The sequence below is a fragment of the Psychrobacter sp. 219-2-C genome (assembly GCF_049560815.1).
Lineage (GTDB): Bacteria > Pseudomonadota > Gammaproteobacteria > Pseudomonadales > Moraxellaceae > Psychrobacter > Psychrobacter faecalis.
Genome location: NZ_CP186933.1, coordinates 2768461 through 2789187, shown reverse-complemented (window position 1 = coordinate 2789187; position 20727 = coordinate 2768461). Strand labels below are relative to the sequence as shown.

Sequence of the window (20727 nt, the reverse complement as noted above, 5' to 3'; positions counted from 1 at the left end):
CCCTTTTTTATACCGCTGGATAAATTACTTGGTCTTGACTATTTAGCTCAGCCCCAGGTGTTGGCTTAGCAGGATCTAAGCGGCCAACGCCCATAATATGCTCTACCCTATAGCCTCTAAGCAGTAAATAATCGGTAATGATACGCCGATGGCAACGCCACCATACTGCTTCAGAACACATAAGGGTAAGGCGCTGTTTTTTCCCGAGTTGAATGAGTTGATCGAGGGCGGCTTGAAAAGTATCACTTAACGCATAATCCGCGTAGTTATGAAAAGCTTGCACACGCCACAGATCATTGATATTTTCATCAACTTGCTTTTGTTTCGGGCGTCGCCCGCCAAGGTCGGCGCAGTGCTGATAACTGATGCCAACTTGACTGAGCGCTTTTGGAAAAGTATCGATATTAAAAACAGGGTTGCTGCGAGAACGCGGAAAGCTGCGCACATCAACGAGCAGTTCGATATCGGCTGCTTGAAGCATCTCAGTCAGCTCATCAAGGCTACGGGTCGAATGTCCAATCGTATAAAATGTGGTGGTCATGGGTTAAGCCGTTATAAAGTTGTCGTTTTAATATTTATTGTTGTCGTCTTATTTTGCATGGTCTTGTTTTGAATGGTTCAGTGGTTTTTCTCATTTAATATTAACCAGCCTCAACCTGCTCACTCATTAGGACTTTTGTAGGACAATCGTGGGCAAAGGTCGCTAACGCAGCAAAATCAAGCAAAGCAAACTAAAAAACTCTACATCTCTATATCTCTACTACTTATAACGATACCCAACATAAAAAAATAGCAGACAACCACCAAGGTCATCTGCTATTTCATTTAACTTACTTTAAGACGTTAAACGTATCTTTATACCGTCAGTCTGAAACGTTATGAATAATCTATTAAAATAAGATACGTACGCGAATGGTTTCTTCAACGTCTTTTAGTTGATCGAGCGCGGCTGTTGAATCGTTATAATCAACATCCATCACCAGATAACCCACATCACCTTCCGTCATTAAGCTCTGCGCTAAAATGTTGATATGCGCTTCGGCAAACAGACGGTTAATCTGTGATAGTACGCCTGGAACGTTTCTATGTATATGTAGCAAACGATGCGAGCCTTCTTTAAACGGCACAGAAACTTCGGGGAAGTTCACAGCGGTTGCAGTATCACCTTGGTCAGAGTAACGAACAAACTTATCGGCAACTTCAAGACCGATATTTGCTTGGGCTTCTTGGGTTGAACCACCGATATGCGGCGTCAAGATAACGTTGTCAAATTTACGCAGTGGTGACTCAAACTCTTCATCTGCTGATTTTGGCTCTTTTGGAAACACGTCAATCGCTGCGCCCAAGATTTTACCAGACTCAAGAACTGCTGCCAAATCATCAATCTCAACACAGGTACCGCGAGCGGCGTTGATAAAGTAGCTGCCATCTTTCATATGGGCAAACTGCTCAGCTTTCATCATATAGCGCGTGCTTGGAACATCAGGCACATGCAAGGTAACGATATCAGCGGTTGATAATAACTCTTCTAAGCTACCAACTTGGACGGCGTTACCGAGTGGCAATTTGGTCACGACATCATGATAGATGACTTTCATGCCAAAGCTTTCAGCCAATACCGACAATTGCGAGCCAATCGAGCCGTAACCGACGATACCGATCGTCTTACCACGTACTTCATGGGAGTTGGTCGCAGATTTGCCCCAACCACCGCGATGGACAGTGGCATTTTTTTCAGGGATACCGCGATATAGCATGATGGCTTCGGCAAGCACCAACTCAGCGACCGAACGAGTATTCGAATATGGGGCGTTAAAGACAGGAATACCCAAATCACGAGCGGCGTCCAAGTCGACTTGGTTGGTACCGATACAAAAACAGCCAATACCGATCAGCTTGTGGGCGTGCTCAAGGACTTCACGCGTCAGCTGCGTGCGCGAGCGGATACCGATGAAGTGAGCATCTTTAATCTTTTCGATCAGCTCATCTTGATCTAGGGCGTGACTGATATTCTCGATGTTATGGTAACCAGCCCCTTCCAATACTTTTAACGCATTGTCATGTAGACCTTCAAGCAATAAAAACCGGATCTTGTCTTTTTGTAGTGATAACGCCATGTGAGAACTGTCCTATAATTGTCTTATAAAAATCATCAGTGGGATAAGTCTGATGGATGAAACGAAAACAGTCTGGATATCTTACACAAAATTTGGCAGCGATGTTAGCAGATTAGATGAATTATTGCTTATCAAGCCTGAAAACTTTTTATGCTATAGTGAATCATGGTATATAAAACTTATAACCAAACCTTATTAAACTGTTTTTAACGATTTAGGCGAGACAGATAGGCGTATGACAGCATCTCTATCTATCATTGCGCTACGCGCTCGCTTATACTTATCTAAACCTACTTATTTATATAAACACAGTTAGCACCGCTGGGTTATATCCATTTAGCGATATAATAATCCCTTTTATGCATAGCGCTTGCGTTTCTACCGAGATTTGAACATGACTTCTTTAGCTAGCCAAAGCAATATTACCGCTCAAAATGATTCTCAAACCACTACCAGCCATACTGCTGCTGTCCAAAGCATCTTAAGCAGCTTGCTTGATGTCCATCAGTTTGACCCCAGCCAAATCAAAACCGATAGCGAGAGCTTAGAGCACTGGGGCAAAGACTGGACCAAACATTTCGCGCCTGCTGCTGCCGCTATAGTCTTTCCAAAGACCACCGAGCAAGTACAAGCGATTGTCCTCCTTGCCAATGAGCACAACGTGGTTTTAACCCCAAGTGGCGGTCGTACCGGTCTGTCTGCTGGAGCGGTAGCCGCCAATGGTGAGATTGTCGTCAGTATGGATAAGATGAATCATATTGGACAGTTTTATCCTGCTGACCGTATGGTTGAGATTGAAGCCGGCGTGGTCACTGAGCAGCTGCAACAGTTTGCCGAATCAAAAGATTTATACTATCCCGTCGACTTTGCTTCAGCAGGTTCCAGTCAAATAGGTGGCAATATTGGCACCAATGCTGGTGGTATTAAAGTGATTCGCTATGGCATGACCCGTCAATGGATTATGGGGCTGACTGTGGTTACTGGTAAAGGTGATATCTTGCAATTGAACCGCGGTATGGTAAAAAACGCCACCGGTTATGATTTACGCCAATTATTTATCGGTAGCGAAGGTACGCTTGGTCTAGTCACTCATGCACAAATCAAGCTTGAGCGTCAGCCACAAGACTTAAACGTCATGGTCTTAGGCATGGACAACTTTAATGATGTCATGAATGTGCTATCTGCCTTTCAAGCGAAAATTGATTTGACGGCGTTTGAGTTCTTTGACGATGTGGCGATTGATAAGCTGATGGTGCACGGCCAAGTGCAAGAGCCATTTGAGTCGCGTACCAAGTTTTATACCCTGCTAGAGTTTGAGGCGCCGTATGAGCCGATCATGGACAAAGCCATGGCAATATTCGAGGAGTGCATGGAACAAGGTTGGGTCGTCGATGGGGTGATGAGTCAGAGTCTAGCGCAAGCAGAAGAGCTGTGGAAGCTGCGCGAGTATATTTCTGAAACCATCTCTGTATTTACCCCTTATAAGAACGATGTTTCGGTATTAATCAGTTACGTACCTGAATTTATCGCTGAGATTGATCACATCGTCAGCAGCAACTACCCTGACTTTGAGGTCTGTTGGTTCGGTCATATCGGTGATGGTAACTTGCATCTGAATATCTTAAAGCCTGCAAACATGAGCAAAGATGATTTCTTTAGCGAGTGTCAAATCGTCAATAAATACGTGTTTGAAACGGTACAAAAATACGGCGGTTCGGTCTCTGCAGAACATGGCGTTGGTATGACTAAAAAACCCTATCTGAATTATAGCCGTAGCGAGACTGAGATTGAGTACTTACGCGCAGTGAAAAAAGTATTTGACCCCAATAATATTATGAACCGTGGTAAGATTTTCGATATGTAATTGCTTCAATTTATTATTATCACGATAAGTTTGATGACATCAAAAAGACGCTAAACATTAAGTCTAGCGTCTTTTTTATATTATTGTTTATCACAATAGCAAAGCTTATAAATATAACAGTACCAAACCAACGATTAATAGCACACTTAAAAACCCTTGCACGACTAAAAACGCTTGATGCGGGGCGGCGATGTGGCGCACCATATTGCCAAGCGCGTTATAGGTAATGCCGGCTGCTTTGATATGTGGCGGGGTGTCAAAGGTTTTGATAATTTGCAAAAACTGTTCGGTACGCTCAGCTGACCAGCCGTGCGGCGCAAAGGGTAGATATGGCGACAATTGCGCTGCCTGTTTTTTGGTGGCAGGCGACCAAAGCCAACGCTCCAAAAACAGCAAACGCATGCGCCAGTCTGAAAAATCACGCTGCGTAATCACTTGTAATACGAGCACTTGCACGTCTTTATGGCGCTTATCGGCAAAAATGCGCTGCGTCAACGCCGCCACTTTGGCTTTTTCACCTTCCATACATTGCAAAAAATGCCCATTGCCATAACATAACGTCCCTGTGATGCCGTGCTGCTCGTTATAATCACGCGCATGAGCTTCTACCTCATCAAATATTGCTGCATTTAACCGTGAAGCAAGCGTCAAGCTGCTGACATACACCAACTGTATCAATGCAGTATCTGCTATTTCATCTAATTTGCTAAAGGCATTAGCATGAGTTAGGGGCATAATAAAAATCCTAAAAGGTCACCATTGAAGGCAACCGAAAAAATACGCCATCTAAAATGACGTGTAAAAAAACAAGAATATTACGGATAGTAAAGATGGCGCTTCACGAAAACTGAGTAATAAAATATGGTAATAAGACCTAGTAATAAAATCGGGCAACAAAAACCTAGCAAATAATTACGCCGCTTGTCTGTGATTGTTTATGGGAGTTGCTATCATAACCAGCGCAAAGAGAAACGTGATAATAAGCGTCATTTGTGCCATAAAGGGCTAAAAATTAAGTTACCTGCAGAAAGTATTTAAAATAAAGACAAAAGACGGTGGAAGAATGAGCACTTGTAAACTTGCTAAATCGCCTTATTAAAACAAATAATGACAAAGGCAGGATTTATTATTTTTGCGTATAACTCATTGTAAATCCAAAGATAAATGATTGTAACGTTTAAATAAGCCTATTGATATGCTTTTATCGACATTGTGATCTAAAAAGTCGTAGAAAAATCTGGGCGCTGGCGTTTACTTTTAGCAATTGCATCTATGCGAAAACGCCTTTTACGTGCTTTTCTTACGATTTTTAATAGCCATTTTTTTATAAAAATCCTATTTATAGCTGCCCTTTCTAGCAAGATTTTTAGCACAAAAATATTAATATCGATTTATTAAGACCGATTTACAGAGACGACAGACAGGAACATTATGAGCAAAATTGAAAAACTAGACGACTTTCACCTAACGATTGCTGAAATTAAGAAAAAAGACTACCCGCAGCTTAAAGCCTTGATGGATCGCGTTTATGTCAACTTGGGCGGTGCATGGTCAAAAAACACCATTCATGCTTTGATTGATGCCTTTCCCGAAGGGCAGATTGCGCTATTTGACCACGATGAGCTGATTGGCATCGTGCTCTCTATGCGCGTCGATTATAACAAGTTCTCTAACCCGCATACTTATGATGATTTAATTGGTCATAAAGAAATTATTAGAGACAACCCTGAAGGCGACGCGATTTATGGGCTTGATGCATTAATCGACCCTGAGTATCGTGGGTATCGTTTGGGGCGTAGGCTTTATGATGCGCGTAAAGAGCTGTGCCGTCAGTTAAACTTCCGCGCTATTTTAGCTGGTGGTCGTATTCCCAATTATCATAATCATCAAGATTTGACCCCTGGCGAATATATTGAGGCTGTAGAAGCGCGTGAGATTCATGACCCAGCGCTGTCGTTCCAGTTATCAAATGGCTTTATTGTGAAACGTATTTTGACCGCGTATTTGCCAGATGATGCGCAGTCAAAAGGCTTTGCCACGCTACTTGAATGGGCGAATATTTATTATGAGCCGCAAGATTATAAGCCAAATACCCGTAAATCTGAGGTGCGTATCGGCGGTATTCAATGGCAAATGCGTGAGGTGGAGTCACCTGAAGAGCTGCTGCAACAAGTTGAGTTCTTCGTCGATATCATGGCCGACTACAACTCTGACTTTGCTTGTTTGCCAGAATTCTTTAACGCGCCCTTAATGGGACTGTGTGAATCGACCGATCAAAACGTTGCGATTCGCTTTTTGGCCGGTTATACCGAATGGTTTAAAAACGAGATTTCGCATCTAGCAGTCAGTTATAACGTCAACGTCATTACCGGCTCTATGCCGTTTTTGGACGACGATGATACTTTATATAACGTCAGTTATTTGTGCCGCCGTGACGGTACGGTCGAAGAGCAGCGCAAAATCCACATTACTCCGCATGAGCGTAGCGCGTGGGTGATTGAAGGTGGCGATGAGGTCAAAGTATTTGACACCGATGCTGGTCGTATCGGTATCTTGGTTTGCTATGATATTGAGTTCCCAGAGCTTGCGCGTTTGATGGCACTTGATGACATGGATATTTTGTTTGTCCCATTTTGGACAGATACCCAAAACGGCTACCTGCGCGTACGTCACTGTGCGCAAGCGCGGGCGATTGAAAACGAATGTTATGTGATGATTTGCGGCTCGGTTGGTAACTTGCCGCAGGTTGAAAGCTTGGACATTCAATATGCGCAGTCGTCTATTTTCTCGCCATCAGATTTTGCGTTCCCGCACGATGCGATTATGGCAGAAACAACGGCCAATACTGAGATGGTATTTTTCTCTGACGTGAACTTAGACAAGCTTATTCACGTTCGTAATGAAGGCTCGGTACATAATTTACTTGACCGCCGCGATGATTTGTTTAGCTTGAAGTGGAAAAGAAAAGCCAAAGTGCCAGCGAGTAAATTATCAGATGCTGAGCGCCGTGAAAACTCTGGTAGCGTGCTTATCGGTGACCCATTGCAAGACCGCGCGAAAAAACCTTAAGCGCTTATATTAAAAGACAAGCATTAAAAATAACAATCTAGAAATTACAATAAGACGGCTGACCATTCAGCCGTTTATTTTTATCTATTAACATTTAAGCGCAAAAAAGCAGCCATTATGACCACTGATTCTAATCTTAATATTACAAAAACCCCTGAGATATCAAAAAAAACACCCAAGCAAAAGCTATTGTCGGTTGCTAAAAGCTTGCTTATATACGGCTTAGCATTTGCGATCATTTATATGGCAATTAACTGGTGGCGCCAACCGGTCATGCCAGCCAATCCGCAATTGCAATTGACCGACTATCAAGGTCAAAGCGTTGATTTGGCAGCCATGAGTCGGGATAAGCCAACGTTGGTTTACTTTTGGGGAACGTGGTGTCCGGTTTGTCGGGTGACCTCGCCGACGATAGATAAGCTTGCCGCAGCGAATAATTATCCTGTGGTAACGATTGCGATTAAATCCGGTTCTGACCAAGAGTTGCATAGCTACCTTGCCGAGCACAATTACCGCTTTACCACTATTAATGACCAAGAAGGTGAGATATTTGCTGATTGGCAAGGCCAAGTAACGCCGTCTTATGTGGTTTTGAAAAATGGCGAGATGACGCAAGGCTTGACCGGTATTCAGCCGCTTTGGTCACTCAAATTGCGTTTATGGTTATCAGAAGTTTTTTAACCCGTGGTCAACGGTATAAAATCTAACAAATAGACGATTAAACGTACCAGACCTATGGTTTAATAGATGGCGCATTACTGCTAATCAATCATTGCTTTTGGCTAAAAATAGGACGATACCGGCCAGCTCTTTTTACCCTACCCATTTTGTCATATAATAGCTGCCGTTACCCTATTCCCTTTTCTAAGTATTCTGCTAAAAATATTTTTTGTTGCAATCGTCTGATTAGTATTTATGATGGACGTGTCCATTTACAATCAAGTGATAAGCAACTTATTTTGTGCCATGTTTCTTAAGCAAATTTTTTTAAGTAATAAGTAAAAGACTAGGGCGTGTCCTCATTTTAAAAATGGTGTTAAAAATGAGATAAATTGCCGTCAAACGAGGAAAATAGCGCAAATAATATCGAGATATTAATCAGCTATTTGACGATGTTTGACAAAATTTAGCCATTTTTAGCCCATTTAGATACAAGCGCTTGAATTGAGGACACGCCCTAGCATCGATTATCAAAGATTTGACCCCATATATCTTTAATCTTACGCCTAAATTTAAACGCTATTTCTAACCACCATTGATAAGACGCCTTCTATGACTAATAAAAGTAACGACACCCCAAGCCACGATTACAAAGACACCCTAAACCTTGCGGATACGCCCTTTGCGATGCGTGCCAACCTTGCTAAACGTGAGCCAGACTGGCTGGCGGCTTGGGAAGCAGACGACGTGTACGGCAAAATTCGTCAGGCGCGGGCGGGCGCGACCAAATACATTTTGCACGACGGCCCTCCATACGCCAACGGTCAGATTCATTTGGGTCATGCGGTCAATAAAGTATTAAAAGACATTATCGTCAAATCAAAAACCTTGTCGGGTTTTGATGCGCCTTATGTGCCGGGTTGGGATTGTCACGGTCTGCCTATCGAGCAAAAGGTCGAAGCCAAAGTTGGTAAAGTCGGTCAAAAAGTCTCGGCAACTGAATTCCGTGGTCTATGCCGCGAGTATGCAAGTACCCAGATTGAGCTACAAAAGGCAGACTTTAAACGTCTGGGCGTGTTTGGTGATTGGGACAATCCTTATTTGACAATGAACTTCCATCAAGAAGCTAATATCGTACGCGCGCTTGCTAAAATTTATGACAACGGCCACGTCACCCGCGGCATGAAGCCAGTCAACTGGTGCTTGGATTGTAGCTCTGCGCTAGCAGAAGCTGAAGTGGAATACCAAGATAAAGTCTCAGACGCTATTTATGTGAGCTTTGATGTGCTTGATACCGACAAGGTTGCAGCATTAAGCGGCATTGAAGGTAATATCGCCGCGATTATCTGGACGACGACCCCTTGGACGTTACCAGCAAACCAAGCCATCTCAGTACACCCTGAGCATGACTACAGCGTGGTCGCGACTGCCAAAGGTAACTTCTTATTAGCCACTGACTTGGTTGAAAGCGCATTAAGCGAGTTTAAACTGACTAACGATGGCATCTTAGCTACCGTTTCAGGACGTGAGCTTGAAGGCCTGCGCGCCCAGCATCCATTGATTGCGGATCGTCAAGTGCCGCTTATCCTAGGTGAACACGTAACCACGGATAGCGGTACTGGCCTCGTCCATACCGCACCGGGGCATGGTCTTGACGATTATATCGTTGGCCTGAAATATAACTTGCCGGTTGAAAACCCAGTCAGTGGAACGGGCGTTTATCTAGACAGCGCGGCGGTATTTGCAGGTGAGCATATCTATAAAGCCAATCCGCAAATCATCGCAGCACTGCATGATAACGGCCATTTAATCAACCATACCAAAATCGAGCACAGCTATCCGCATTGCTGGCGTCATAAGTCGCCGATTATTTTCCGCGCCACGCCGCAGTGGTTTATCAGTATGGAAACCAAAGGCTTACGTGAGCGTGCGCTTGCTGATATTCCTTCTGTCAATTGGACGCCAGCTTGGGGTCAAAACCGCATTGAAGCGATGATGACCGGTCGCCCAGATTGGTGTATCTCACGCCAGCGTACGTGGGGCGTGCCGATTACCTTTTTTACTCATAAAGAAACCGGCGAACTGCATCCAAATACGCTAGAGCTGATGGAAGTGGCGGCGCAAAAAATCGCTGCAGGCGGCGTTGAAGCTTGGTTTGATGCCAGCTGTGAAGACTTTTTAGGGGCGGAAGCGGCAGACTATGATAAAGCAACTGATACGCTAGACGTTTGGTTTGACTCAGGAACGACGCATTTTGCCGTCCTTGAGCAGCGCGATGAATTAACTAATCCTGCCGATATGTATCTCGAAGGTTCGGATCAGCATCGCGGTTGGTTCCAGACCTCATTGCTTACATCTGAGGCAATGTACCAGCGTCCACCGTTTAAACAAGTATTGACCCATGGTTTTGTCGTTGATGAAAATGGTCGCAAGATGAGTAAATCACTTGGCAACATCATCACGCCGCAAGACGAGATCAATAAAACCGGCGCCGATATGCTGCGTTTGTGGATTGCCTCGAGCGACTATCGTTATGAGATGAGCGCGGGTAAAACGGTGTTTAAAGGCGCCATCGACATGTATCGCCGTATCCGTAATACCTTACGCTTCTTGCTGGCCAATACCGACGACTTTAATCCTGCGACCAACAGCGTTGATATTAATGAGCTGGTCAGCCTTGATAAATTTATTATTGAGCGTGCGCAAACGGTACAAGCGCAAATCATCAGTGCTTATGATGCGATGGACTTTCACCAAGTCACCCAGCATATCACCGCGTTTTGCTCGCAAGACTTGGGTAGCTTTTATCTCGATATTATCAAAGACCGTCAGTACACCACCCAAACTGATGGACAGCCGCGTCGCTCTGCGCAAACGGCAATTTATCATATCGCCCATGCCTTGATTCGCTGGATTACGCCGATTTTGTCATTCACCGCCCAAGAAGCGTGGGAAGTATTGCAAGGTAAAAACAGCACTGACGCAGGCTACGTATTTACCGAAGCATGGTATGAGTTCCCAGCATTTGAGCTTAGCGCCATCAGTAGCGACGACTGGCAACGTATCATGCAAGCAAAAGATAGCGTTAATAAACATATCGAAACCGCGCGCGGTGAGAAAATTATCAATGCCAACCTCTCGGCTGGCGTAGATTTATATGCTGACGGTGCGATGTATGAAAGCTTAGCCAAGCTTGGCGAAGAGCTACGTTTTGTCCTGATTACCAGTAGCGCAACGTTAAAACCAATGAGCGCCGCGCCTGCTGATAAAGCTAACGCAAAAGCCGATAGCAATGAAAATGAAGACGCATCGGGTGATTTAGTGGTTAACGTCAGCGCTGCGACGGGCACAAAATGCGTACGCTGCTGGCATATCCGTGATGATATCGGTACAGACGCGACGCATCCTGAACTATGCGCGCGCTGCGTGACCAACGTCGCAGGCGACGGCGAGGTGCGCCATTATGCCTAACTCACCTGAAAATAAGCAGCCGCAGGTTGAGGTCGATAACTCGCCTACGCCTGCGCATGCGACTACGGGTAGCTCAACCACGCCTAAAGGTCGTCTGAAGAAGACGCCAAAAATGGTCGCTAATGGCAGTCGCGCCTTTATATGGTACTTGCTGGCGCTTGCTGTGCTTATCATTGACCAGTGGACGAAATGGTTGGCTGAAACCAATCTAAACTTCCTCAAGCCCATACCTGTAATTGAGCCGTTTTTAAATTGGACGCTTGCTTATAATTATGGCGCGGCGTTTAGCTTCTTGGCAGACCAAGCAGGTTGGCAAAAATGGTTTTTTGCCGGACTGGCACTCTTAATGTCACTGTTTTTAATCGGCTATTTGATTAAAGCACCGCGTAAAGCCAAGCTATTATCTTTTGGTTTGGCTCTGGTACTTGGCGGCGCTCTGGGCAACTTGATTGACCGCTTGCTCCATGGTCACGTGATTGACTTTATTCACGTGCATTACGCCGACGTTTGGCATTATCCCATCTTTAATATTGCCGATATTGGTATTTGTATTGGTGTGGCGCTGATTGTGATTGATATGCTGTTTTTAGAAAAGAAACGTGATGCTTAAATGATATAAATACAATGACTTTGCAAATAGGCTACCACTTAGATAGCCTATTTTTTTGCGCCTTTATTAAGATTTAGCGTACTAAAGCTTAGCGATAACGTAAGCCCTATAGTCGATTTTCGATAAAAACGCTAAAGTATATTAAGTTCAATATAAAAAGGGTGCTGCCATGTCTGATAATCAAAGGTCTAATAATCATATAAAACCTATCGCTCAAAAGCAACTCTCAGTTTTTGATGACACGAATGCTAAAAACAATAGTGGTAGAAATAATAATGGTCATAGCGTGGCTTTATCGGTGTTACAAGCTGATATTACCACCTTAAAAGTTGATGCTATTGTCAATGCCGCCAATTCAAGCTTACTTGGTGGCGGCGGCGTTGATGGCGCAATTCATCGGGCAGCTGGACATGAGTTATTGGCGTATTGTCGTACCTTGAATGGTTGTCAGACAGGTGATGCTAAAATCAGTCCAGCGTTTAAGCTACCCTGTCAGTATGTGATTCATACAGTCGGCCCTGTTTGGCATGGTGGCAATCGTCACGAGCCAGAGCTACTTGCCAGCTGTTATCAAAACTCACTGGACTTAGCAGTTCAAAATAATCTAAGCAGCATTGCTTTTCCGTCTATCAGTACCGGCGTATATGGCTATCCAATCGACAAAGCAGCACAAATTGCTGTGGGTACGGTGCAAGATTATCTACAGAATAGCTTAAGCGAAACGTCTGAGCTTTCAATTCGCGAAGTGATTTTTTGCTGCTTTTCAGCCAGCGATGCAGCGGTTTATAAGAGCATATTAGAGCACAGTTAAGGGTAAAACGCGCTTCAGAGTAAAAAACACGCTTATAGCAATGCTTTTAAAGCGTCTAGACCACCACCCGCTAGTATAAATAACAACCCTGCCAAATTAATAATGACGGTCAAATAATAAACGATACGAAATTCCGGCTTTTGTGACTTATGACGTAAATAGGTTTGTGCGATCAGCGCCCCAACCCAACCGCCAAGCGTACTTAACAGATGCAGCGTTGACTCAGGCGTACGCCAGTCGCCATTTTGGGCAGCGGCTTTGTCTTTGGCATACATGCCATAGGTAATGACGCCTAAGATCACGTACCAAGCAATCACTAGCCAGCTTAGCTTATTCATGACCGCCAATAAAATTACAACCCCATAAAAACCAATACCAAGGAACAAGCGTTTCTTTTGCCCTGCTTCAAATTCTGCTTGGGCGCTGCGTTTGTGGTTTCGCTGACGGATTTTCTGATTCTTTTGCGCCATTTTTTGTTGTACAAAGCTGAGTTCTTGCACGTCCTTTGCTTGCAGGCGTCCCTGATTGTCTTGCCCTACTGTAAAAACCACTTGCTCGCCAACCTCAGGGCGACGCTGGGCTCTAAACGCGCTAATATGAAAAAATACCGACTCGCCCGCCGCGGTTTCGATAAAACCAAAACCTTTATCGTCTTGCCATTTTTTGATATGGCCTTGTTGTTTATGTGCCATCGGTTTTGCCATAAATACGTCGCTCTCTCTTAGATTCATCAAATATATTACACTATTTGCGTTACACTATTTAGGCTTACATCTTTTATGAGATGACTTATCATTTCTGACATTATTTTTATCCACATTTTTAATTATTTTATAACTCGCGATAGGTGGCTTTTATTATGACCGACTCCCAATTTATCACTCCCAACGAAGACATTCGCATCACCCACGGCAGCCTTGTGAAGCTGCATTTTGAAGTATCGCTCGAAAACGGTACGGTGATTGATTCAACCTTTAACCGCGACGAGCCAGTGACGCTGACCGTTGGCGATGAGAGCTTTTTACCGGGTTTTGAGCAAGTGCTGATGAACCTACGCGCTGGCGATACACGCACCGCCCACCTTGAGCCTGAGCAAGCATTTGGTGAGTGGAACCCTGATAACATCCAGCATTTTAGCCGCACCCAATTTGCCTTAGTCGCTGACAATCCTGAAATCGGAATGTTGGTCGAGTTTGAAGATAAAGGCAAAAACACCCTGCCCGGTACCATTAGCGCCATTGATGACGACGAAGTCGAAGTCGACTTTAACCATCCGCTTGCTGGTCAATCGGTACTGTTTAAAGTAAAAATATTCCAAGTCACCCCGCCGGGCGTCACAGGTATCAAGCTGATGTAGTATAAAAAACGGCTTTAGAATAAAACCTTATTGAGAATAAAAACAGGGATAAACAGATGCAATATCAAACACTGCCGCAACTGAATGAAAAAGTCTCAAAAATCTGCTTAGGGACGATGACCTGGGGGCAGCAGAATAGCGAAAGCGACGCGCATGCCCAGATGGACATGGCGCTTAGTGCAGGCGTGAATTTTTGGGATACCGCCGAGATGTATCCGTCGCCGCCTGATAAAGACAAGCAAGGCGATACCGAACGCTTTATGGGCACGTGGTTTAATAAAACCAAACAGCGCGACAAGGTCATTCTTGCTAGCAAAATGTCACCGATGGATTTTTTACGCGATGGTCAGACGCGTTATACCGCTGCGCAAATCAGTAGTGCTATCGATGGCAATCTTGAGCGTTTGCAAACCGATTATATTGATATTTATCAGTTGCATTGGCCTGAACGTCAAGCGAACTTTTTTAGCCAGCGCGGTTATAGTGAAGAGATGGCAGCGCAGTCGCTGGATGATTTGACGCCTTTTTTAGAAACCATACAGGCATTAAATGACGAGATCAAAAAAGGTCGTATTCGTGCTTATGGCTTATCAAACGATACCGCTTGGGGGCTGATGCGTTATCTGTGGGAAGCGGATAAAAATGGTTTAATCGCGCCTATCACGGTGCAAAATCCTTATAGTTTGCTCAATCGCCTATATGAAGTTGGCATGGCAGAGATTGCCCATCGTGAAAATGTCGGTCTACTTGCTTACTCGCCGCTCGGCTTTGGGGTTTTATCTGGCAAATACCTTGACGGTAAACGTCCTACTGGCGCGCGCCTGACGATGTATGACCGCTTTGCTCGTTATACCAATGACGAAGCAAAAGCCGCCACCGCCCAATACGCCAAAATCGCTGCCGATGCCGGCTTGGATATGGCGCAAATGGCATTGGCCTTTGTCAATTCGCGCGCGTTTGTCACTAGTAATATCGTTGGCGCAACCACCACTGAGCAGCTGCAATCAAATATCGATAGTATCAATGTCACCTTAAGCGCAGATGTGCTAAAAGCGATTGAAGCGGTACATACCCAGCACCCTAATCCGTCGCCGTAATTTTCCAACATGAGATTCTGATATTGCTCAGCTTTTAATAAGCCGACGTTCAAATATTTGTTTAACAAAAAAAGGCGCCAATCATTAGTATTGATGACTAAGATTGGCGCCTTTTTTATGACTACTTTTCTATTAAAGCAGCTCTATTTTAAACAGTTCTGTACTTGCTTAAGGTTTATTAGCAGCTTTCGTTAAAACCCGCGAATGCAGTTCAGCCAAGCCTTCTTGCATATGCGCTTGTAACAAATCGGTTAGCTGACTTTTGCTCAACCCTTTAGGATCTATCGGCTCAAGCGGTAAGACAAAAGCCGTCACATCTTTACTATCGAGCACCTTTTTTAGGCTATCTTTCATCGTCATTTTGCCATAATAAGGCAGCGCCTCACTTAACGTGCCATCTTTATTGACATATGCAATCACTAGCGGGCGTACTGGGACGTCAGCATCTATCGCCGCTTGCAGCAAAGTGCCGTGGATACGTTTGATTTTTTTACCATCGGTGGTGGTCGCTTCTGGGAAAAAGATAACCGAAAAACCTTTGGTTAAAAAATTGGCAATTTGAGTAGCAACCGTGCCCGCATCACCGGAACCGCGCTCAATAAACACCGTCCCTGCGGCATGAGCGAGCTTACCAAAGATTGGCCAATCGCCAATTTCTGCCTTTGATAGGAAAAAAGCCGGACTTAGCGTCCCCACTACCGGAATATCCATCCACGATACATGATTGGATACCCATAGACCGTGATGCTGCTCTACGCGCTCGACTGCCACGACCTGCACGCCAAACGAGCCTGCCATTTTACGGCAAAACGCTTGAATATAGCGCGGTAGCTTTTCGCGCGGTGGCTGTTTAAAGGCACCTATACGCTGGGCGGCGCGCAATCCGCCAGCGATGGTGGTGGTCATGCCAGCGATCTGTTTGCCGCGACCTAATTGCTGTTTGAGTGAAAAGCCTGACTTAGATTGGCTCATCTGTGTCCCTCATGGTTAAAAACTTATGGGTTAAAAATGCTTTATTACATCTTAGTGCTAAAAAAGCTTAATGCTTAAAAGAGTGCTGCTTAAAAAACGTATGATTATATCTCGTAAACAAGGGCAATGAGTATAACAAAATTTATTTACTCAGTGATGACTTGTACACTGAATTATGAGTGGCTTTTGTTAATAGTCTCAGCTTAAAATCTTTATTGATAAAAATATGTACCCTTAAACGCTGTAACATAAAGACGTAGCTAATTGCGTACATACGCTTTAATATCAAATGATAAGACCACATATAGAGGGTCATATGAACGCTATATCGATACTCATAGAAGCGGTCATAGCGATTTATCTACTTTAATAATAGGTGATACTCTTTGGAATATTTTGAAAGACATGAAGGTGGCGAGCGCGCCATTATCGTCCATTTAGACATCCGCCAAATTCAAGATCCCGACGATCTAAATGAATTTGAGCTACTTGCAGACTCAGCGGGCGCTGACCGTTTGGCGTTGGTTACAGGCTCGCGTGCGCGTCCTGATGCCAAATACTTCGTTGGTAGCGGTAAAGCACAAGAAATAGCCGAATTGGTCCGCGAATACGACGCTGATATCGTGCTTTTTAACCATAACTTGTCGCCGTCACAAGAGCGTAATATCGAAGCCTTGGTACAATGCCGCGTGCTTGACCGCACCGGCTTAATTTTGGATATTTTTGCCCAGCGCGCCCGTACTTACGAAGGTAAGCTACAGGTTGAGCTTGCGCAGTTAAACCACCTATCAACGCGATTGGTGCGTGGTTGGACGCATTTGGAGCGCCAAAAAGGGGGTATTGGTCTACGTGGACCCGGTGAAACTCAGCTAGAAACGGATCGCCGCTTATTACAAGTGCGTGTCAATCAGTTGAAAAATAAACTGGAAAAAGTACGCCAAACCCGTGCCCAAGGTCGAGCGCGTCGGCAAAAATCAGACGTCCCGACCATCTCGCTCGTCGGTTATACTAACGCTGGTAAATCTACCCTATTTAATCGCTTGGTCGATGAAAATATTTATGCCGCCGACCAATTATTTGCCACCCTTGACCCGACCTTGCGCCGTCTTGACTGGCAAGGGGTTGGTCGCGTGGTTTTGGTCGATACCGTTGGTTTCGTGCGCCATTTGCCGCACGAGTTGGTCGAGTCGTTTCACGCAACCTTAGAAGAGACATTGGAAGCCGACTTACTACTGCATGTCATCGACTCGTCTAGTGAAGACATGCACGAGCAGATTCAAGCGGTGAAAAACGTCCTTGCTGAGATTGACAACGATGTGCCTGTACTGAATGTTTATAATAAAATTGACTTAACCGATGAGCCGGCGCACATTGGTTATGCGAAAGAAGGTCAGCCTAATCGGGTGTATGTTTCTTCACGCCAAAACCTAGGCATGGAAGAGTTGTCGCTTGCTGTACAGCAATTATTGACGGGCAACTTAACTACTTTTGATTTGACCCTACCGTATAATGCCGGTCAATTTAAAAATACCTTGTACGAGCTTGGCGTCATTTTGGAAGAAAGCTATGACGATAATGGTCATGAGCGCCTAACCATTCGCTTGCCAAGTGATAGGCTCAAACAGCTATTGGGACAAGCCAATTTAAAGCCGTTAGATGTATTGCCGTTAGCGCAAGCGACACTACTAATGCCGATACTTGAAGAGTTTGAGCAAAAAGATGAGAGTATTGATGAAGCTGCGTCTTTAACGGCAGAGGAAGAAGATGCTTTTGCTGAATTTGAAGCGTTAAACTCTGCTACAGAAGCATCCGATTCGCAAAGTTAAACAACCTCGTTGCCAGTTATTTAATCTGGGTGAAGTTAAAAAGGACGTTATCAAATGATGGCGTCCTTTTTTATATTTGTAGCATATAAGGGGTAATGGACATTTATGATATAGTCAAAATATCCTAAAAACGCTACGGTATTGATGATATCAATTTTTTGTAGCCTCTATCTGCGCAGCCACAGCAAGCAAGAAAAATTGATATCAGCAGTGCGTGATTTATTGATATTACTTTTCACTCACTATACGAGACATTTAACAACAGCTTAATAGCAGCAATCTGCGCTTAGGCTTTATTAGTATGGCTACTGCCTATATAATCAGCTTTTGCTGAAATGCTTTTATTGACATGCTTTTGTTAACACATTGGCATTAAACTCTCTTTTTTAGCATATTTCCCTTTTTATACCCGACTTGGCTAGGATTGCTTATGAGCTCTACCTCTACTTCTAACACGCCTTTATGGATGGGGCTAATATTGACGCTGATTATGGTCGTGGTGGTTCGTGAGTTAGCAGTCGTTGTCTGCCAATGGGCGGGCATTGAAAAAGCAGCCAATATCGTCGGGCTGTTAACGATGTTTGTTATTTTAATTGTTTGGCGAGTGATAAAAGGGCTACCGCATTGGCTAACCCAAGCAAGCAACACCTTACTGGTCGATAGTGGTTTTGCTTTTTTGCCCGTTTCTGCCGGTGCAGGTTTGCTGCTATTTGGGCTAGGTGATGAGTTTTGGGGCGTGATGCTGACCATGATTGTCAGCACCCTTATTCCGCTTTGGGGACTGGCTATCCTTGCCAATCGCTCGCTTAATAATAGCGATAATACAGATGGCAGTCATGATGACAGTATGAATATGACCAAAAAGCACAAGGGACAGCATTAAGCTCTGTTAAATAAGGCAACGTTATGAGTTTTGATAGTGTGTTTAGCGCAACCCTTGCTGCGATAGCATTAACCTTGGCCGCCCACGTTATTGCCCGTGTCCTTGCGCGCAAGCTGTCATGGTTGCCGATGGTCATCACCGCTTTGGTCTTAGTACTGCTATTTTTGTTTATTTTGCAATGGGATTACAATCATTATTACAGCGTGGCAAAACCGGTATTTGATCATTTATTAGGCTATGTGACAGTATTATTGGCCGTGCCATTGGCGGCGATGAACTTTAAGGGTTTGCCAGTTAAAAAGCTGACCATGATTGTGGCACTGGCGAGCGTGGTTGGCGCCTTACTACCCATGTCACTGGCCTATTTATTTTCGCTTAGCCATGAGACCATTTTGGCATTTGCGACGCGCTCGGTGACCACACCAATTGGTCTGAGCGTCGCCGATTTGATTAAAGCACCGCTGGCATTAGCAAACTTAATCATTATCGTTTCAGGTCTAATCGGTGGGACCTTAGCGCGCTTTTTATTTCGCGGTATTGATGACGACCGCGCCAAAGGTCTCGCGCTTGGCTTAGCAGCACATGCTTTTGGTACTGTAGAAGCATGGCAAATCAGCCACACTGCCGGACGCTATGCCGCCTTTGGCCTAGCGGTTAATGGCTTAGTTACCGCTGTCTGGGTACCTATTTTTATCAGTGCCTTATCGGTTTAAAATATTTTACCTTCCGTTTAAAACTCCTAAAGCCCATCCTTCTTGCTGGGCTTTTTCGCCTATATGAATTGTATTTGATAGTATTTTTAACGTGGTTCGCTAATTCCCTTCATAGCAAAAATCAAGTCTTAAGCCTTGCTGTTATATACCAATTAATCATCTTTATTTTATTACTATCTTGATTTCATTCAGCTTTTTTACAAAATAAATGGGCTTTTGACCGCGCGTGCACGCATTCAGATGTGGCAAAAACTTATTTTGTGTTATAGTAAGCAACTATTATTTTTTGTATCTATTGCAAGTGGTTTTGTTAGACGTGAATTTGTAGGTAGCCTATTTGAGCGCTATAAGATCCTACAGACGCGATAACCGCTTTGATGCGCAACCTTACGCGCTTATAGGCAAAGCAATTTGCTCTTACTTAATAAAAAGTGATAAACCTATGATAACTATTGCCCCTTTACTGACGCGCTGCTTGTCACCCCTTTTACTCTCTGCCATTGCTTTATCTAGCCTACCTATCGCCGCTCAAGCGGGAAACATGTATATTTATAAAGACAAGAGCGGCCAAGTTCTGCTTACCAACGTCAATCCTAGCGGTAATTTTGATAAATTTAATAAAAAAGTAAAAACCACCTACTATAAAGATTCAAGCGCCTACAATGCGGGCAGCAGCTATAGCAATGATTACGGTAGCAGCACGGCGAGTAGTAGCGGCAGCCGTAACTCTTACGACAGTTATATCCGCGCCTCGGCTGCCCGTCATGGTATCGATCCTGGCCTTATGAAAGCCATGATGCATACGGAATCGGCGTTTAATCCCAATGCACGCTCACCTGTTGGCGCCCAAGGCTTGATGCAGCTGATGCCAGCAACGGCGCGCCGCTTTAATGTCAGTAATCCGTGGAATCCTGCTGATAATATCGAAGGATCAGCGAAATATATCGCTTGGCTGATGAAACGTTTTAATAATAACGTCGAGTTTGCAGTGGCAGGTTATAATGCTGGTGAAGGGAACGTCGATAAATACAATGGCATACCCCCGTTTAAAGAAACGCGCAACTATGTCAAAAGCGTCATGAGCCGCTATCATAGCTTATATAAGAACGACTCAGCGCTATCGGGTAATACCATGAATGCCAATAACGCTACGGGCACTACCAATGGCGGCGGCGTGCAAAACGTCAGTTACGGTACCAGTAGTAATGGCAACAGCGCCAGCTATGCCAATTCCGCTTATTTAGCGTTACGTTAATATTGACGTTTAAGCTGGTAGT

At 44.4% G+C, this 20727-nt stretch carries 17 protein-coding genes; 12 read left to right on the top strand and 5 right to left on the bottom strand.

The window, feature by feature from the left end:
* Positions 1–7: 7 nt before the first annotated feature.
* The gene (locus ACPEGP_RS11475; RefSeq protein WP_423813499.1) at positions 8–541 is read right to left on the bottom strand and encodes a DUF488 family protein; all 534 of its coding nucleotides are present in this window, start codon (positions 539–541) and stop codon (positions 8–10) included.
* Positions 542–890: 349 nt separating this feature from the next.
* On the bottom strand, positions 891–2117 hold the full coding sequence (gene serA / locus ACPEGP_RS11470; RefSeq protein ID WP_423813498.1) for a phosphoglycerate dehydrogenase: 1227 nt from the start codon (positions 2115–2117) through the stop codon (positions 891–893).
* 394 nt (positions 2118–2511) lie between these two features.
* Between serA and ACPEGP_RS11465 the strand changes: the two genes are divergently transcribed.
* Entirely contained in the window at positions 2512–3981 is a 1470-nt protein-coding gene (locus tag ACPEGP_RS11465) for an FAD-binding oxidoreductase (protein ID WP_423813497.1), read from the top strand.
* A 105-nt stretch (positions 3982–4086) separates the two neighbouring features.
* On the opposite strand, the gene ACPEGP_RS11460 is transcribed toward ACPEGP_RS11465, so the two are convergent.
* The gene (locus ACPEGP_RS11460; protein ID WP_423813496.1) at positions 4087–4716 is read right to left on the bottom strand and encodes a BLUF domain-containing protein; all 630 of its coding nucleotides are present in this window, start codon (positions 4714–4716) and stop codon (positions 4087–4089) included.
* A gap of 696 nt (positions 4717–5412) precedes the next feature.
* Here ACPEGP_RS11460 and ACPEGP_RS11455 point away from each other — a divergent pair.
* From ACPEGP_RS11455 to ACPEGP_RS11435, 5 genes are all read left to right on the top strand, one after another.
* Entirely contained in the window at positions 5413–7050 is a 1638-nt protein-coding gene (locus tag ACPEGP_RS11455; protein ID WP_068403999.1) for a carbon-nitrogen hydrolase family protein, read from the top strand.
* Positions 7051–7167: 117 nt separating this feature from the next.
* On the top strand, positions 7168–7731 hold the full coding sequence (locus ACPEGP_RS11450) for a redoxin domain-containing protein (RefSeq protein WP_423813495.1): 564 nt from the start codon (positions 7168–7170) through the stop codon (positions 7729–7731).
* Positions 7732–8322: 591 nt separating this feature from the next.
* Positions 8323–11181 carry an isoleucine--tRNA ligase gene (gene ileS, locus ACPEGP_RS11445; RefSeq protein ID WP_423813494.1) on the top strand — a complete coding sequence of 953 codons (2859 nt, stop codon included), beginning with the start codon at positions 8323–8325 and terminating at the stop codon, positions 11179–11181.
* Positions 11174–11791, top strand: a complete 618-nt coding sequence (lspA, locus tag ACPEGP_RS11440; RefSeq protein ID WP_423813493.1) for a signal peptidase II — start codon at positions 11174–11176, stop codon at positions 11789–11791. Before ileS ends, lspA begins: the two co-directional genes overlap by 8 nt.
* A 169-nt stretch (positions 11792–11960) precedes the next feature.
* Positions 11961–12602 carry an O-acetyl-ADP-ribose deacetylase gene (locus ACPEGP_RS11435; RefSeq protein ID WP_423813492.1) on the top strand — a complete coding sequence of 214 codons (642 nt, stop codon included), beginning with the start codon at positions 11961–11963 and terminating at the stop codon, positions 12600–12602.
* Positions 12603–12634: 32 nt separating this feature from the next.
* On the opposite strand, the gene ACPEGP_RS11430 is transcribed toward ACPEGP_RS11435, so the two are convergent.
* On the bottom strand, positions 12635–13306 hold the full coding sequence (locus ACPEGP_RS11430; RefSeq protein ID WP_423813491.1) for a DUF1294 domain-containing protein: 672 nt from the start codon (positions 13304–13306) through the stop codon (positions 12635–12637).
* Positions 13307–13461: 155 nt separating this feature from the next.
* Here ACPEGP_RS11430 and ACPEGP_RS11425 point away from each other — a divergent pair, with 155 nt between their 5' ends.
* Both ACPEGP_RS11425 and ACPEGP_RS11420 read left to right on the top strand, forming a co-directional pair.
* Positions 13462–13959: an FKBP-type peptidyl-prolyl cis-trans isomerase gene (locus ACPEGP_RS11425; protein WP_201590513.1), complete on the top strand. Its 498-nt coding sequence runs from the start codon at positions 13462–13464 to the stop codon at positions 13957–13959.
* 56 nt (positions 13960–14015) lie between these two features.
* The gene (locus tag ACPEGP_RS11420; protein WP_423813490.1) at positions 14016–15056 is read left to right on the top strand and encodes an aldo/keto reductase; all 1041 of its coding nucleotides are present in this window, start codon (positions 14016–14018) and stop codon (positions 15054–15056) included.
* 168 nt (positions 15057–15224) lie between these two features.
* Here the strand turns inward: ACPEGP_RS11420 and ACPEGP_RS11415 are convergent, their stop codons facing one another.
* Positions 15225–16028, bottom strand: a complete 804-nt coding sequence (locus ACPEGP_RS11415; RefSeq protein WP_423813489.1) for a lysophospholipid acyltransferase family protein — start codon at positions 16026–16028, stop codon at positions 15225–15227.
* A 386-nt stretch (positions 16029–16414) separates the two neighbouring features.
* Here ACPEGP_RS11415 and hflX point away from each other — a divergent pair, with 386 nt between their 5' ends.
* From hflX to ACPEGP_RS11395, 4 genes are all read left to right on the top strand, one after another.
* Positions 16415–17854 carry a ribosome rescue GTPase HflX gene (gene hflX, locus ACPEGP_RS11410; RefSeq protein WP_423813488.1) on the top strand — a complete coding sequence of 480 codons (1440 nt, stop codon included), beginning with the start codon at positions 16415–16417 and terminating at the stop codon, positions 17852–17854.
* 430 nt (positions 17855–18284) lie between these two features.
* Complete coding sequence (locus tag ACPEGP_RS11405; RefSeq protein WP_423813487.1) at positions 18285–18737, top strand: CidA/LrgA family protein; 453 nt, start codon at positions 18285–18287, stop codon at positions 18735–18737.
* Between the two features lie 23 nt (positions 18738–18760).
* The gene (locus tag ACPEGP_RS11400; RefSeq protein WP_068403983.1) at positions 18761–19450 is read left to right on the top strand and encodes an LrgB family protein; all 690 of its coding nucleotides are present in this window, start codon (positions 18761–18763) and stop codon (positions 19448–19450) included.
* 442 nt (positions 19451–19892) lie between these two features.
* The gene (locus ACPEGP_RS11395) at positions 19893–20705 is read left to right on the top strand and encodes a lytic transglycosylase domain-containing protein (protein WP_144297564.1); all 813 of its coding nucleotides are present in this window, start codon (positions 19893–19895) and stop codon (positions 20703–20705) included.
* Positions 20706–20727: the final 22 nt, after the last annotated feature.

What these genes read in the sequence shown, in the direction of transcription:
- ACPEGP_RS11465 (WP_423813497.1), top strand. Translation starts at nt 2,512, where the DNA reads ATGACTTCTTTAGCTAGCCAAAGCAATATTACCGCTCAAAATGATTCT.
- ACPEGP_RS11475 (WP_423813499.1), bottom strand. Translation starts at nt 541, where the DNA reads ATGACCACCACATTTTATACGATTGGACATTCGACCCGTAGCCTTGAT.
- ACPEGP_RS11430 (WP_423813491.1), bottom strand. Translation starts at nt 13,306, where the DNA reads ATGGCAAAACCGATGGCACATAAACAACAAGGCCATATCAAAAAATGG.
- serA (WP_423813498.1), bottom strand. Translation starts at nt 2,117, where the DNA reads ATGGCGTTATCACTACAAAAAGACAAGATCCGGTTTTTATTGCTTGAA.
- ACPEGP_RS11460 (WP_423813496.1), bottom strand. Translation starts at nt 4,716, where the DNA reads ATGCCCCTAACTCATGCTAATGCCTTTAGCAAATTAGATGAAATAGCA.
- ACPEGP_RS11450 (WP_423813495.1), top strand. Translation starts at nt 7,168, where the DNA reads ATGACCACTGATTCTAATCTTAATATTACAAAAACCCCTGAGATATCA.
- ACPEGP_RS11435 (WP_423813492.1), top strand. Translation starts at nt 11,961, where the DNA reads ATGTCTGATAATCAAAGGTCTAATAATCATATAAAACCTATCGCTCAA.
- ACPEGP_RS11420 (WP_423813490.1), top strand. Translation starts at nt 14,016, where the DNA reads ATGCAATATCAAACACTGCCGCAACTGAATGAAAAAGTCTCAAAAATC.
- ACPEGP_RS11455 (WP_068403999.1), top strand. Translation starts at nt 5,413, where the DNA reads ATGAGCAAAATTGAAAAACTAGACGACTTTCACCTAACGATTGCTGAA.
- ACPEGP_RS11395 (WP_144297564.1), top strand. Translation starts at nt 19,893, where the DNA reads ATGATAACTATTGCCCCTTTACTGACGCGCTGCTTGTCACCCCTTTTA.
- ACPEGP_RS11425 (WP_201590513.1), top strand. Translation starts at nt 13,462, where the DNA reads ATGACCGACTCCCAATTTATCACTCCCAACGAAGACATTCGCATCACC.
- ACPEGP_RS11415 (WP_423813489.1), bottom strand. Translation starts at nt 16,028, where the DNA reads ATGAGCCAATCTAAGTCAGGCTTTTCACTCAAACAGCAATTAGGTCGC.
- ACPEGP_RS11400 (WP_068403983.1), top strand. Translation starts at nt 18,761, where the DNA reads ATGAGTTTTGATAGTGTGTTTAGCGCAACCCTTGCTGCGATAGCATTA.
- ileS (WP_423813494.1), top strand. Translation starts at nt 8,323, where the DNA reads ATGACTAATAAAAGTAACGACACCCCAAGCCACGATTACAAAGACACC.
- lspA (WP_423813493.1), top strand. Translation starts at nt 11,174, where the DNA reads ATGCCTAACTCACCTGAAAATAAGCAGCCGCAGGTTGAGGTCGATAAC.
- ACPEGP_RS11405 (WP_423813487.1), top strand. Translation starts at nt 18,285, where the DNA reads ATGAGCTCTACCTCTACTTCTAACACGCCTTTATGGATGGGGCTAATA.